Below are 15,938 nucleotides of genomic sequence, written 5' to 3'. Positions count from 1 at the left end.
GGAAAACGTGGAGCTTTACGGAAGGAAATGGAAACGTCGCGAGCTGGAAGCGAGAGTTGGCCGCATTGAGCAAATTGGCGGTGTTGAACGTTATACAAGAAGTGAAGGGCCTGAAGCGGGAGTAGACACGTTCCGAGTGCGAACCGGAGGGGGGTTATGTTACTGGGTAACGCCAAGCAAGGGAATGGACATCTCACTTGCTGAAATGCATGGCATACCAGTTAGTTGGTCCTCGAGCAATGGAGAGCCTCACCCTTCTTATTACGATCAGCGAGAAGCGGAATGGCTGCGAACAGCATCCGGTGGATTGCTTATGACCTGCGGATTATCACAGGTTGGATCGCCGGGTAAAGACATCGACGGTGCTTACGGTCTTCATGGCCGAATTCATCATACGCCAGCACGTCAAATTTCATCTTGGTCAGAATGGGCGGGCGATGATTATGTGCTGCGAGTCCGTGGAGTCATAGAGGAGACCTCGATTTTTGGAGAGCATCTACGCCTGACTAGAACAATAACTAGCCATTTAGGTGAAAATCGCATAACGATCCTAGATTCCGTTCAGAACGTTGGATTCCGTCCTGCGCCTCATATGATGCTATATCATTTCAACTTCGGATTCCCGCTGCTTGCCGAGGACACGACAGTGGAACTTCCCAAAGGAAGAACGTCAACTCGCGACAGCGATATGGATATGAGAAGGATGGGATTATGGCAATCGCCTGATCCTGCCTTTAGAGAACAAGTGTATTATCATAAACCTGATCAAAGTAAGGATGCGGTCTTTGCACGTATTCATAGTCCCTCATTCCCGATTCGTCCTGCAAACACCAATTCACATGGTTTATCGGTAGAATTGGAATGGGATCCTGTCACGCTTCCGAAATTCGTTCAGTGGCGAATGCCAGGGTCAGGTGAGCATGTACTCGGACTGGAGCCTTCTAATTGCTGGACGAGAGGAAGGACGGACGAAAGGGAGAGAGGATCGCTCCGTATATTAGAGCCGAGTGAAACCGTCGATTATCGATTGGAATTGCGATTTATTTAAACACATTCTAAGGAGGATAAAGGTATGCTGCAGACTAAGCCTTATGTATTTTGGTTCGTAACCGGAAGTCAGGGACTGTATGGTGAAGATGTTTTGTCAAAAGTGGAGGACAACGCGAAGGAAATGGTCGCTGGGCTGGATCAAGACGATGCTCTTTCTTATAAAATCATATTTAAAGCTGTCGTAACAACGCCGGAAGCTATCCGTCGTGTCTGTCTGGAAGCGAATTCAGACGATCATTGTGCGGGAATCATTACTTGGATGCATACGTTCTCGCCAGCAAAAATGTGGATCTCAGGCCTTACCCAACTGCGTAAGCCGTTGCTTCACTTTCATACGCAGTTTAATGTAGATATTCCATGGGACAGCATTGACATGGATTTCATGAATTTGAATCAAGCGGCACATGGCGACCGAGAATTCGGATTTATTGGAGCCCGTCTTGGCATAGCCCGTAAAATCATTGCAGGTCACTGGAAAGACGTGAAAGTACGGAGCAGAATCGGTTCTTGGATGAGAACGGCTGCCGGCTTTACGGAAAGCCAAACGATGAAGATCGCTCGTTTCGGTGATAACATGCGTTATGTCGCCGTCACGGAAGGTGATAAAGTAGAAGGACAAATAAGGTTCGGTTGGTCGGTTAACGGTTATCCTGCAGGTGATCTGGCGGAACGTGTGCAGGATGTCACGGATGGACAAGTCAAGGAATTGATGGATGAGTACACAGAGCTTTATGACTTCACAGAGAACGGCCAACGTGAAGGCACCGAGCGTGATGCGATTCGGGAACAAGCACGTATCGAGATAGCATTAAAAGCGTTTCTTCAAGAAAGCGGTTACAGTGCATTTGTAACAAGCTTTCAGGATTTACACGGCTTGAAACAGCTGCCCGGGCTAGCTGCGCAGCGACTTATGGCTGCCGGATACGGCTTCGGAGCAGAGGGTGATTGGAAAACTGCCGCTCTTGTTCGCATTATGAAAATAATGGCTGAAAACAAAGGCACGTCCTTTATGGAAGATTATACATATCACATGCAGGAAGGCAATCAGCTTGTGCTCGGCTCTCATATGCTAGAGATATGTCCGACAGTTTCCGTCAGCAAGCCAAAGATTGAGGTTCATCCGCTGTTCGTCGGCGGTAAAGCCGATCCGGCTCGTCTCACTTTTAATGGGAATAGTGGTAAAGCAATCAATGCTACCGTAGTTGATCTTGGAGACAGATTTCGTCTGATAGTGAACGAAGTAACTGCTGTGAAGAACGAGAAGGAAATGCCGAACCTGCCGGTAGCGCGTGTTCTGTGGAAACCTGAGCCGTCGTTATCAGATGCTGCGGAAGCGTGGATTTTGGCTGGCGGCGCGCACCACTTTGGTTTCTCTTTTCATGTTACAAGCGAGCAGATGGCTGACTGGGCTAAGATGGCCGGTATCGAATGCATCATTATCAATCAGACCTCTACGATGACGAGCTTGGAGAACGAGATTCGTTGGAATGATCTATATTACCGTTTGAACCATAAATACTAGATGTTTTTATGACGAGAAACCAACGCTCCTGTCTGTTGTGCGCTATTAAGAGCTGTTTGTGTTTCTCGTCCATTTTCATTCCGGGGGGACTTGCGATGTTGAGTATTGAAGTTAAAAGTGAGTTAAAAATGATTGTAGGCGATTCCTATTTTAAAGACGATCCCCAGTCGCTGATTACCCATTCCTATGACGGTACGCCGATGCAGCAAGCACTGCCTGATGGCGTCATTTATCCGGAAACGACCGATCAGATTTCAGCAATTATGAAGGTTCTCCATCGTCATCGTATTCCCTTGATCACCCGCGGCTCGGGAACCAACTTATGCGGAGGAACTGTTCCTGTTACTGGTGGCGTTGTAATGGTTATGCACAGAATGAATCGGATATTGGAGATTGATCTTGAAAATTTGACGGCGGTTGTACAACCCGGCGTGAACACGAAGCAGTTTATCACTGAGGTTGAAAATCTAGGGCTTTTTTACCCGCCTGATCCGAGCAGTATGTCCATTTCCACAATCGGTGGAAATATTGCAGAATGCTCTGGCGGTCTCCGTGGTCTCAAATACGGAACGACCAAAGATTATGTTATCGGACTCGAAGCAGTTTTAGCCAATGGTGATATATTGCGAACGGGCGGAAAGCTGATGAAAGATGTGGCTGGTTACGATCTTACGAAGCTTCTTGTCGGCTCAGAGGGAACGCTTGCCGTTATTACGGAGGCTACACTTAAGCTTATTCCACCTCCAAAAACAAAAAAAACGATGCTGGCGATGTACAGAGATATCAATGGAGCTGCGAGAACGGTATCCAAAATCATCGAAAACCGGATAATTCCTGCGACGCTTGAGTTTATGGACAGTCCAACCATTCAGGTAGTCGATGATTATGCGAAGCTCGGATTGCCAAGGGATATGGAAGCGATTTTGCTTATCGAGCAGGATGGCGAAGCTGAGACAGTTGAGCGAGACATAGCTATGATTGAAGAAATATGCCGAAGTGAGCAGGCTGATCGTATTGATGTTGCAGAAACCGCAGAAGAAGCACTGAAATTAATGACAGCACGCCGCAGTGCGTTCACGGCGTTAGCGAGACTGAGGCCTACGACGATACTTGAGGATGCAACTGTCCCACGTTCAAAGATAGCTGACATGGTTTTGGAAATAAACCGTATTGCCAAGAAACATAATGTTCAGATTTGCACCTTCGGGCACGCTGGCGATGGTAATCTACATCCTACGGCGACTACGGATGCTCGAGATCATGAAGAGGTGCATCGCGTGGAGGCCGCGTTCGAGGAAATCTTCGAAGCAGCTATCCGTTTGGGAGGTACTATTACGGGGGAGCATGGAGTTGGTATCGTGAAGGCTCCATTCTTAGAATGGAAAGTAGGTACGGCAGGTATTGAAGTAATGAAAGCGATCAAGTCGGCGTTTGATCCACTGAACATTCTTAATCCAGGAAAAATGTTCGCGAAGGAAACAAGGAAAAGGGTGGTAATCGGACATGCATGAGAAAAGCATAGACAAGCCGAGAAGTCCGATGGCTTCTAAGCTCGCAGCCAAACTGGATTATGAGCAGCTAACTAATTGCATGCGCTGCGGATTTTGTCTCCCTGCATGTCCGACCTTCAGGGAAACCGGTATTGAGGCAGAGTCACCAAGAGGACGAATCGCCTTAATGAAAGCGGTTGTTGACGGCATAATGGAGCCTGACCAGCAATTTGAGGAGCAAATGGATCATTGTCTTGGCTGCCGAGCGTGCGAACCTGCTTGTCCCGCCGACGTGAAATACGGGCAGCTTATCGAACAAACGCGGGATGCAATTGAAGAACATACCGATCGGCATCGTTGGTGGGTAAAAGGGATTCGCCGCACCGTATTAAAAGAGATGTTCCCTCATCAAAAACGGATGCGACTGCTGGGTGGCGCTCTTAAGGCCTACCAGAAAACAGGGCTTCGCAAAGTCGCTCACGCCAGCGGGATGATGAAGCTGTTTCCATCTCATTTGCGGGAGATGGAGAACATATTACCTGACACATCATATAAAGGAGTGGCCGAGAAAATCGGGGTCAGGCACTTGGCTAAAGGGGAAAGAATCGCTACCGTTGCATTATTTCGAGGCTGCCTCATGGATATGATGTTTACGAAAACCAACATCCATACCGTTAAATTGTTAACGGAATCGGGATTTGACGTGCTCATACCCGTGACTCAAAATTGCTGCGGCGCCTTGCACGCCCACAGTGGGGAGTCCGAAGAAGCCAAATCTCTGGCACGGGTGAATATCAGAGCCTTTAAGGATGCGAACGTCGATTTTATCGTAACCAATGCGGGAGGCTGCGGAGCAATACTGGTCGAATACGATCATTTACTCCATGATGATCCGAATTGGAAAGCAGATGCCAAATGGTTTGCCGAGCGGGTCATTGACATTTCCGATCTTCTGGTTCGGATAGGCCGCAAGCTGCAGTTCTCAGAACGAGGTAAAAGTAAAGCGGAGAAATCACTCCGTATAACATATCAAGATTCTTGTCATCTCCGTAATGTCATGCGTGCATCGGATGCACCAAGAAAGCTTATGGGAGAGATTGATGGCGTAAATTATGTTGAAATGAAAGAAGCGGATCGCTGCTGCGGCTCTGCAGGTATTTATAATGTGACTCAACCGGAAATGGCAGGACAAATACTGGAGCATAAGATGGTGCACGCGAATAATACACAGGCGGAATACATTGTGACCAGCAATCCTGGCTGCTTGCTGCAAATGAAGCATGGGATTGAGAAGCACGGCTCTCCTGAACGAATGAAAGCTGTCCATATCGTGGATTTTCTATTTGATCGATTGAACATCGATTAGTAATGAAGTAGTTTCAAGTAGTAAAATGTTTAAAATAGACGAAAACATTATGAAATGAAACATATTTTGTTGATTTCCAAGAATTCATTCCATACAATAAAGGTACAACCTTTCGGAAATGTAATCGTTTATTGCTTTTGCTTAAAAACCATCTGCTGGAGATATGAGGGAGTGCCATGAAGGACGACTTGAATGACAGACAAAAACAAATAATTCAACAGTTACAGACCAAAGGTGAGGTCAAAATATCGGAATTGAAGGAACACTTCGACGTAACGGATATGACTGTGCGAAGAGATTTGGAGAAAATGGAACGCAGCGGCCTGCTTAAAAGAACGTTCGGTGGCGCCATTCTTGCATCGAAAGATGTTGCCCTGGGAGAGCGTTCTATTGTACGAGGAGTAGAGAAAGAACGAATCGGGCGTCTTGCAGCCAGCTTAGTGCAGCCTGGTGAATCGATATTTATTGATGGAGGTTCTACGACGCTTCAGATTGCACGGCATCTTCCGGAAGATGCCAATATTACCGTTGTTACGAATGCTATTAACGTAGCTGCCGAGTTGTCAGAAAAAAGGATTCCGACCATAGTTCTTGGTGGAATATTAATGGATACGACCAAGTCAATGGTTGGGCCTGTCACACTGGAGACGATTTCTCGTATGGCATTTGACAAGGTGTTCTTAGGAGCAACGGGACTTCATCCTCAGCACGGATTCAGCAACTCCAATATGCATGAAGCAGAAATCAAGCGTGTTGCCATTCAAAAAGCAAAAGAGTCGTATATTGTAATTGATCACTCTAAGTTCGGTACGAGCATGCTGGTTTCTTTCGCGGATTTGAAAGTTGTCACAGCAATAATTACGGACGAAAGACCGAATCAAGAAATGGTTTCCATTTGTCAAACTGCCGAGACAACCATCTTCTTAGCATAGATATCATTAATTGAATTTGTCTCTACGCTTATGTTTTATGTATCACTTAATTGTTATTGAAATGAAATCGATAAGGATGAATGAACCAATCGTTGTGACATCACAATGGTTGGTTCATTTTTATTGCCGAATATTATACAGAATCTACGTTGTCTACCAACCATACTAGTTATGCTTGATCAGATTCATCAAATATTGAAGCTAAAATACCACCAAAACACATAGCAGTTTCAAAGATAAGTACATGTTAATAGAGATGGACGAAGTGATAGGATAATGATGTTAAGAAGGGATACTATCACGGGGGGTATTTAATTGAAAACAATGATTTGGAATCGAGTTTTCCTAGTTGTGATGATTGTGATGTTGTTGACGATGAGTTGGCCGACGGGAACGAATATTTCATATGCTCAAGCAGGTGAAAGCTCGATTTTCTTTGACAATTTTGAAGATGAAGAAGCTGCAGCCTGGACCCATGAAAGTGGAACCTGGGCTACCGTTAATAGTAAGGGAGTAACTTTATTTTCTGATGAATTCGAGAATGGAAGTGCTGCAGGGTGGACTAATAATGGGGGCGAGTGGTCTAGCGTACAAGGCGAAACGTCCAAAGTCTATCAACAGAGTTCCAGCAACGGGGGAGCAGAGCTAATTGCAGGGAGCAATGCTTGGACAGATTACTCCTTTGAAGCGGATGTGAAGCTGATCAGCGGCGCTGGAGCGATGCTGGATTTTCGGCATCAGGATAACCAGAATTTTTACTATTTGTATATGAGTGAATCGTACATCAGGCTGATGAAACAAAACGGCAGCGCTCAAGATTGGTTAAAGGCATATGATGGTCCTTCACTTGATGTCTCGAGGTTTGTGCATCTGAAAATCGATGTGATAGGGAATCAAATCCGAGTATATAAAGACGGTGATTTGGTCATAGAGACTACGGACGATAACGGTTATATTCCATCCGGTAAAGTAGCGCTTGCCACATGGGCCTCATCGGCGCAATTCGATCATGTTGCCGTGACAGATCTGTCTGCTAATCAAGTTTATTCGCAAACGGAGAGTAGCGGCGGTATTTCCAATACAGGCAATAGTACTTGGGCTGATTATTCCGTACAAGCTCAAGTTATGCCGACAGCGATAAGCGAGGATGGAACGGTAGGCTTAAGCCTGAGATATAAGGATAGTCATAACAGATACGATCTACAATATATCGAAGCTGGGAAAATCCAGATTGTCAAAGTTTTGGACGGAGAAGTGACAACGCTTTCAGAAGCGGCTTTCAGCATGGAAAAGGGCAAGTCCTATACGTTCAAAGGTGTAGCAGGGGGGAAATACATCGATTTATATATTAACGGCGTTAAACTACTGTCTACAGTAGACACATCTTTTGCAACCGGAAAGATTGCTTTGACGATGTCGAGGGCAACTGCGAACTTTGATAATATCGAGGTGCAAAAGGTATTAGCACCTGTTAATTCGGATGGTCATTCAGCTTATTATGTTAGTTCCAGCACTGGCGATGATGCGAACGATGGTTTAAGCGCTGAACGCCCATGGAAAACTCTGAATAAAATCAATATTTCGACTTTCAGTGCAGGGGATTCCATCCTCTTGAAATCGGGCGACGCATGGAATGAACAGCTTGTTTTGAAGGGGTTCGGCTCGAAGGAATATCCGATTACTGTTTCTTCTTATGGTTCAGGCGCTAAGCCTGTCATTTCGTGGAATGCTCCATACGGTGGAAGTGTAGTCACTGGACATAATTTAAGCCACTGGACGATTAAGGGATTAGCCGTTAACATCCTAACCTCTTCAACGTTATCATGGAGCAATATTACAGCAGGAATAAACGTTATTTATGATAATGCCCAGCGGTACGAAAATCTTCGAATTGAAGAGAATGAGGTATACAGCGCTAATTACAACAGTAATAGCAATGGAATTATGATTACGGCGTTGATTCCGGGAACAGACATCAAAGAGGTTGCAACGGATGTGTCGATAATTAACAATGAGGTCCATAATGTGGGGTGGTATGGAATAACCACTGCTGGATGGGATACCGCGAAAAACGAGGATTTGCGCTCCCAGATGCTTTTTGGAAGATTTAAAATCAGCGGAAACTACGTGCATCATACTGCCAGCCAAGGAATCGTTCTGCAAGATGCTCATCATTCCGTTATAGAAAGAAATGTTGTTCATGACGGAGGTCTCGGTGTGGACACTTGGGGGCCAGGTGGCTTGTGGATCATTGCCTCCCGGGATTCTGTAATTAAATTTAACGAAGTTTATAACATGAAGGACGCGGAATCGGGTTATGACGGATCAGGGGTCAACGTGGATTGGTACTGTGACAATATTACCGTTCAGTATAATTACGCGCACGATAACAAAGGCAATGGAATAACGACAATGAGTAATTACGGAACAAAAATATGGAATAACAAAGTCAGAGGCAATCAAGGGCTACAATCGAACGGGAATGGTCAAATTGCGCTCGGGAATTTCACGGGTAGACCCGATCTCTCATCAGGAGAGCATGATCTTGATGTTGCAAATAATATGATCATCGTAGACATAGAGAATACGGCCGCGATCAATAGCGCTTCTAATCCCCATGGAACGTGGACAGGAAATAAGATTTATAATAATCACGTTGCGATTGCCAGAGGAATAACGAACTTCAATATTTTCGATATTGCTTCAAATACGAACTTTGATGTTATTGATCATAACGATGTCACTAATGAAGCACTAGCCTTTAGCTCGATTTATCATGGAACAACCTATACGAGTCTTGGATCATGGCAACAAGGTACAGGGTTTGACGGCAATACACAAGTGCTGCCGATTGATGAATCGATTCCTTCGACGGTAAATCAAGTTACCGCGACGCTTAACGATTATCCTGAGTTATCCTGGTCGGAGGCAGAAGATCAAGGGAATGGGATCCTGCACTATAACATCTATAGAAGCGAAGACGCGGCTTTTTCGCCAGCTTATTCCAATATGGTGGGAGAATCCGCTACGACAAATTTTATTGACAGGGAAGAAGCACAGCCAAACACGACGTATTATTACAAGGTAGAAGCGGAAGATCGGAGCGGAAATGTAGGGGCTGCTTCAGAGGCTGTCCATCTAACTACCGGACCGACTGTCCCGGAAACCGAGCAACCGAAAATGGTTGATTTTGCAACCTTTCGAGATGGTTATCAATTAAATGTTACCGATTTACAGACTATGCCTTATATCGCGGGAATACGACCCATTCAAAAAGTAGAGCTATACGTGGATGATAGATTGATTCAGGAAATGACGGTATCGCCTTATGCATATACCGTAAAGGGCTTAAGCAATGGAGAGCATACTCTGCAATACAAGGTTTACGATATGACCGGGACTGTTACCGAGTCGAGACGGATTAAAGTAAACAAACAAGTTACCGCCCTGCGCAGCTTATTCACACAATCTAGGCCGACAATTGACGGCTCAATCCAAGAATGGGGTACGCCCGAGTTTGTCATGGATCAGAAAGCCCAGGTGAAAAGTATTGAAAGCACTTTCTCTGATCAATGGTCTCCGCAAAGGTTAAATGCAATAGGGCATACCCGGTGGGATAATGACAATTTGTATATCGCAATTAAGGTTATGGAAGACGTACATCGTTTGCCTATCTCGAATGCGGCCGATTTGTGGAAAGGCTCCAGCATTCAGATCGCCATAGATCCCGATAGAGGAACTATTCCAGGAAGCAAAGGATACACTGAATTCGCATTTGGGTTAACAGATGAAGGCCAGGCTGTCGGGTATCGTTACAATGCTATTGCCGGCAAAACTGCAGGCGAGTTTACCGCAGGCGAAATGGAGATCACCAGAGACGAAGCGACGAAGTCTACTAGTTACGAATTGAGTATTCCTTGGGGCGAAATCATTCCGGGAGGAATTTCAGTTAAAGACGGTTCCGCCTTAGGGATCTCTGTACTTGCCAATTATAGCGACGGAAGCTTCATCAACCCGGGTAATGGAGATGCCCGAAATGGATGGATTGAATACAATAGTGGGATCGGAGCTGGAAAAGCCCCAATTCAATATGGATATTTGATTCTTAGCAAACAGATATTTGAAACTCCAACGATTAGCGCGATAGCCGGAAATGGAGAGGCGCAATTAAGTTGGAGTGCGGTAGCCGGAGCAACAGGTTATAACATTAAGTACGGTACAGCTAGCGGAGTGCATTCTAGCAAGATTGATGCAGGGAGCGTCACCCATCTTACTGTATCTGGGCTGACAAAGGATACGACCTATTACTTTGTTGCGGAAGCCTACGATGCATATGGCGAAAGCGGTCTTTCTAACGAAGTATCAATCGTCGCTTTAGGCGAGAGTGGTATCGGAAGTCCTGGAAGCCAAGTCGGCAACGCTCACTCAAAGGTAGAGATTAAGGACGGGGCGGCTCAAGTGAAGTTGGATGAAGGTCAATCGAAAGCTGTCGTCCTCTTATCGGAAGTCGGGAATTATCCGCTTCAAGTGCATCTTGGCAAAGTGGCGATTACCATAAGTCAAAAGACGCTGGATGATCTCAGAAAACAATCAGGCATTATCGCTGGTACTTTAATTGAAGTGACCATGAGCCCTATTAACAATTCTGCTATATTAAACGTGCCGATCAGCGGCAGCAAAGCGACGATGAAAATCGCAGGTGAAGTTTATGATTTTGAAGTCAAACTCAAGACTGCCGATAATCGTGAAATCCCAACCGATATAGTCTCAGGCGGCATTACGCTATCTCTGCCTTATGATCCCGGTCAAGTCGATGAGAAGCTTCTCGGTATTTACTATTACGATAAGGCGAAGATGCAATGGGAATATGTCGGCGGTGAAATCGATGAGGTCATGAATCAAGTTAAGGTAACGCTGCAGCATCTTAGCGTGTATTCGGTTATGGAGTATAACAAGACTTTCAGCGACGTGAAGGAAGGTCACTGGGCGAAGCGGGTGCTTCAAATATTGGCAGCAAAGCATATTGTCAATGGTGTGGATGAGTGGAGATTTAACCCTGAAGGAAAAACAACCAGAGCAGAATTCGTAACTTTACTGGCGAATGCTTTAAACCTGGAAGCTGATGGTGTGAGCAATTCGTTCATCGACGTCAAAGAAGAAGCATGGTATGCGGATAGTATAGCGGCAGCAATTAAAGCTGGAATCACTTCAGGGATAAGCGCAAATCAGTTTGCCCCAGACCAATTCATCAGCCGAGCGGAAATGGTCACGATGATCGTGCGTTCGGCCGGCATTCAACCGAAGCCTGTGGCGACAGTCGGCTATACGGATGCGCAAGATATTCCGAGATGGGCTCTACCCTACATTRCCGCTGCCGAAGAAGCGAACTTGGTGCGTGGAAGAGGAAGCAACTTGTTTGCACCTCAGAGCAATGCGACGCGGGCGGAAGCTGCCCAACTCGTTTACAATCTATTGAATAAATAAAGGGAGCGATGGCACATGTTGCTACAGGAAGGACAGAAAATGATATTTATTGGCGACAGCATTACGGATTGCGGCAGAAAGGATGATCCTGAAAATATAGGAGGCGGATATGTACGCATCGTTCGGGATTACTTATCGATCGTACGACCGGAGATCTCTTTGCAGGTAGAGAACCGTGGGATAAGCGGTGAGACGATATTGGATCTAAAGGCACGTTGGAATGAAGATGTAATCGAGTTAAAGCCGGACTGGCTATCCGTATCTATTGGCATAAATGATGAATGGAAAAATGTCAGCTGCGATGATTTCAGAGATACCTACCGGGAATTATTGGCTGAAACGAAAAGCAAAACGGGGTCATCGTTGATATTAATGGAAACGACAATCCTATCCGAAGATTCGAACGACGGGAAGAATGAACGACTTCTTCCCTATAATCAGATAATTAGAGAAGTCGCGGCGGAATTCGAAGCCATTCTCGTGCCTCAGTTTCAGTCATTTACAGCATATTTAAGGGAGCAGCGCGGGAAAACACTAACCGTGGATCAAGTTCACATGAACTCGACAGGGAATTTGCTAATGGCTCTCAATTGGTTGAAGGCTTGCGGGTTCGCACAATAAAAAACACATAAAAGCACACCCGAATCCACAATAAAACACATAGACAAACTGATTATATTGTGACATTATTGAGTCGTTAACCCTTGTCCGAACTACTGAGAAATTGTTGCTATCATCATATGTCTCGGAGGATCTCATGTTTAAAGAACTGGTGTCCTATACAACAAAGTATAGATTAAGCTTTCGGATGATCCTCACAAATATTTGTATTGCCGTTTTGCCCATTCTCCTTCTAGGGACAGTGGGCTATTTTTCTTATATTAATATTCTAAAAAAGAACGCACTCGATAATATTAATATTTTCGTGACGCAAACTAACAATCGGTTTGACGAATATTTTTACCGAATGGATCAGCTTTCAAAGTCGATTTTCTTTAACCGGAATGTTCAGTCCATCATGCTCGAGAATAAATCATGGCAGGAATCCGATATTTTGCTGAGAAATTTAAACTCGTACTTGTCATTGGAACCTGCCTTAAAATCCATCGGTATGATTAGTTCAGAAGATTTCCGCTTAGTATCCACAGGAGAACTGCTTATRCATCCTATGGTGACGTATTTGAAAGAGATGGAAAATAAGAACAGAATAAGCAATAAGCTGCAGATTTCTCCTCCATTTTCAAAAGACCAGGGCATACTGGCTTTCAGGAAGGTTAAATCCGTTCTTCCAAACCGATACCTGCAGGAAATTTACATAGGCGTTTTGTTATTGGATACGGAGTGGATACAGCAAATATTACGTTCAGCGGATTTGGCGGATAAAGCAGAGCTCTATATTATGAACGAGAGCGGCGATCTCATTGGCTCTTCGACTAATAATCCCGATTTTGAACAAATATATGCCCAGACTAGAACGAATCAGGATCACAAAGTCATCGATTTTCAAATGAACGGCATCAATTACTTGTACCAGTCTCTCCCGATCAAAAGCTTGGGTTGGAAGTTCGTTGCATTAATTAATGAGGATAAGCTGGTGGGAAAGGCATCAATCATTCAGTATATCGTGATTTCGGCTATAGCGATCATGGTTCTAATCGTCATTTGGGTCGCGATCTCCTTTAATATTCGTTTAACCCATCCCATTACTAAGATGGCTGATATTTTCGATAGCGCAGCGAGCGGTGACCTGGATGCCAGGTTGAGATTCGGCTATAAGAATGAAATTACTATTATTCAGGACCACTATAACAATATGATGAATGAAATCAAGAAGCTTACGGACAATCTGCTGCAATCACAGCAGCAGCTCTATGAAACAGAAATGGAGAAACGAATGTTTCAGTTAAATGGGCTCCAAAGCCAAATTAATTCTCATTTTTTGTATAACGTGCTTCACTCTATAAGAGGCATGGCCTTGTCCAACGCAAAGAGGGAGGTAGCTGTCGCAATTGACAATCTCGTCTCTTATTTCCGCTACATTACACGTACGGATGAATTTGTTCTTCTGCACAAAGAGCTGGAGCACCTGGAGCGATACATAGATATTCAAAAAATAAGGTTTGGAGAACGGCTGCAGTTTAAAGTAATCATAGATCAGGGTCTCGGAGCCCGTTCGATCGTGAAGCTCATTCTTCAGCCGCTTGTGGAAAACGCCTTATTTCATGGTCTCGAAGGAAAGACAGGGCGATGGATCATTCACATCCATGCGACTATCAAAGAGGAGAATCAATTGCTGATCAAGGTGATGGATAACGGAGTCGGAATGAGCGAGGAACGCTTGATGCGCATGCGTCAAGAGTTTGAAAGCATGAATAAGAACTCATCCGAAACCGCAGGGCTGGGACAAGGAATCGGGCTCGTCAATATTCATAAAAGAATTCAAATCTATTATGGCAAGCCCTATGGACTATCCATCAAGAGTTGGAAAAATAGGGGTACGGTTGTGACGGTCAGCGTACCGCTTAAAGCGAAAGGGTGAGTAAACGATGTACAAGTTGATCCTCGTTGATGATGAGCCGTGGATATTGAAGGATATGGAACAAATTGTGGATTGGGAAGCACTGGGCTTTCAAATTGTAGCGAAATTAAACGACGTACATATGGCTGAAAGCCTATTGAAGCGGCAATCGATCGATATCGTGATCAGTGATATTCGTATGCCAGGGAAAAGTGGCTTGGATTTATTGTCTTTCGTGAACCGTGTTTCTCCCCATACGCTGGTGGTGTTCATGAGCGCATACAGTGAATTCAGCTACGCGAAACAAGCGCTGGAGCTGGGCTGCTTTGCCTATCTGCTTAAACCTGTCAACGAACAGGAATTGCGGGATACGTTAAATAATTGCAGCAATCGGTTAGCTAAACGTGATCGGGATCAGCGCGTACTTCAAACCTACCACAACTCCATGCTGTTTTTGGAAATGATCGAGAAGGGATTAACCGTACAACAAGTATCCAAGTTGTTAAAAGGATTGGGAGTTGAAATGGGAACCGGAGCAGGATCAGGATATGCCTTTGCTATCGTTAAAAGCAAAACAGCCATATCGGAGCAATCCTTGCTGAGATCGGATCGATTGCTGCAAGAGCATGGTGTTGCTTTATTCCGTGCCATGGCGAGTCCACTCAAATGGACGTATTTATTAAGTCGTTCTGACATGGATTCGAATACGTTTAAGTCATTATATAAACACATACTAACCATGGCCGCAGAGTTTCAATGGGATGTAGGAATAAGTCTGTCGAACGACTCCGACAGTCAAATCGCAAAATATTACAACCAAGCGAATATGATGGCTGAAACCTCGAGCTTGAACCGCAGGATAGGCGTTTACCGCTATAGGCCGAGAGTAAACGCGGCATTGCCGTCTATCATGGAGCGGATAGGCAAAGCAACAAAGCTTGAGCATCTTGAAGCGGCTTTATTCGATTTACATAGAGGAATCGCCAAAGATCAAATTCATTTAAGTGGGCTAGTTGAAATCTATAATTTTTTTGTCGTGGTGATCAAGAACTTCTCTTCGTCGACCCAATCATTAGCTGAGGACTCCATTACCGTTCAAGATCTGGTCCTCCACTACGGCAATCCCCATGATTTGCTTGTACAAATGAGAATGTTAATTGACGAGCATAAGAAGAAACCGTCGGAGTTAACAACATTTCCAATCGTTGAGGAGATTATTAAGGACATCGAACGACGATATGCGCACAAACTATCTCTCAAAGAGTTTGCCCAGCAGTACTTTATTAGTCCAAACTATTTGAGTCATCTGTTTAAACAGGAGAAGGGTCAAAGCTTTATCCATTTCCTCATTCAGAAAAGGCTTGATGCGGCTATTACGCTATTGAAAGAGGATATATCACTATATGATGTCGGAAAGTTAGTTGGATATGAAGATTATGCCCATTTCAGCAAGCTATTCAAGAAACATCTTGGTCAATCGCCGCTAGAGTACAAACAGCGCATTGACAATAAAAACATCGTACACAAGAAACCACAACCAAATCTCTTTGATTAATACATAGAAATGCCTTCGAGC

9 protein-coding genes are annotated in these 15,938 nt (G+C 44.7%); all 9 read left to right on the top strand.

All coding sequences use genetic code 11. From position 1 onward, the window contains the following. Nucleotides 1-7: 7 nt before the first annotated feature. Nucleotides 8-1,048, top strand: a complete 1,041-nt coding sequence (locus AB4Z50_RS13890) for an aldose 1-epimerase family protein (protein ID WP_441879678.1) — start codon at nt 8-10, stop codon at nt 1,046-1,048. Between the two features lie 24 nt (nt 1,049-1,072). Next, nucleotides 1,073-2,572: an L-arabinose isomerase gene (gene araA / locus AB4Z50_RS13885; protein WP_441879676.1), complete on the top strand. Its 1,500-nt coding sequence runs from the start codon at nt 1,073-1,075 to the stop codon at nt 2,570-2,572. 95 nt (nt 2,573-2,667) lie between these two features. Next, nucleotides 2,668-4,083: a glycolate oxidase subunit GlcD gene (gene glcD / locus AB4Z50_RS13880; RefSeq protein ID WP_339208105.1), complete on the top strand. Its 1,416-nt coding sequence runs from the start codon at nt 2,668-2,670 to the stop codon at nt 4,081-4,083. After that, nucleotides 4,076-5,428 carry a (Fe-S)-binding protein gene (locus AB4Z50_RS13875; RefSeq protein WP_441879673.1) on the top strand — a complete coding sequence of 451 codons (1,353 nt, stop codon included), beginning with the start codon at nt 4,076-4,078 and terminating at the stop codon, nt 5,426-5,428. The genes glcD and AB4Z50_RS13875 overlap by 8 nt, the downstream gene beginning before the upstream one ends. A 176-nt stretch (nt 5,429-5,604) precedes the next feature. Beyond that, nucleotides 5,605-6,360 carry a DeoR/GlpR family DNA-binding transcription regulator gene (locus tag AB4Z50_RS13870; protein WP_339208108.1) on the top strand — a complete coding sequence of 252 codons (756 nt, stop codon included), beginning with the start codon at nt 5,605-5,607 and terminating at the stop codon, nt 6,358-6,360. Between the two features lie 324 nt (nt 6,361-6,684). Continuing rightward, the gene (locus AB4Z50_RS13865; protein ID WP_441879777.1) at nt 6,685-11,844 is read left to right on the top strand and encodes an S-layer homology domain-containing protein; all 5,160 of its coding nucleotides are present in this window, start codon (nt 6,685-6,687) and stop codon (nt 11,842-11,844) included. Between the two features lie 15 nt (nt 11,845-11,859). Beyond that, nucleotides 11,860-12,465, top strand: coding sequence for an SGNH/GDSL hydrolase family protein (locus AB4Z50_RS13860; protein WP_441879671.1), 606 nt, complete (start codon nt 11,860-11,862; stop codon nt 12,463-12,465). Nucleotides 12,466-12,769: 304 nt separating this feature from the next. Beyond that, nucleotides 12,770-14,383 (top strand): sensor histidine kinase, encoded by a 1,614-nt coding sequence (locus tag AB4Z50_RS13855; protein ID WP_441879669.1) that lies wholly within the window; start codon nt 12,770-12,772, stop codon nt 14,381-14,383. A gap of 7 nt (nt 14,384-14,390) precedes the next feature. Further along, complete coding sequence (locus tag AB4Z50_RS13850) at nt 14,391-15,917, top strand: response regulator transcription factor (protein WP_441879667.1); 1,527 nt, start codon at nt 14,391-14,393, stop codon at nt 15,915-15,917. Nucleotides 15,918-15,938: the final 21 nt, after the last annotated feature.

This window comes from Paenibacillus sp. 2TAB26 (assembly GCF_052115145.1).
Taxonomy (GTDB): Bacteria; Bacillota; Bacilli; order Paenibacillales; family Paenibacillaceae; genus Pristimantibacillus.
Note: the sequence above shows the minus strand (reverse complement) of the source record. Positions and strands in the feature narration are given on the sequence as shown.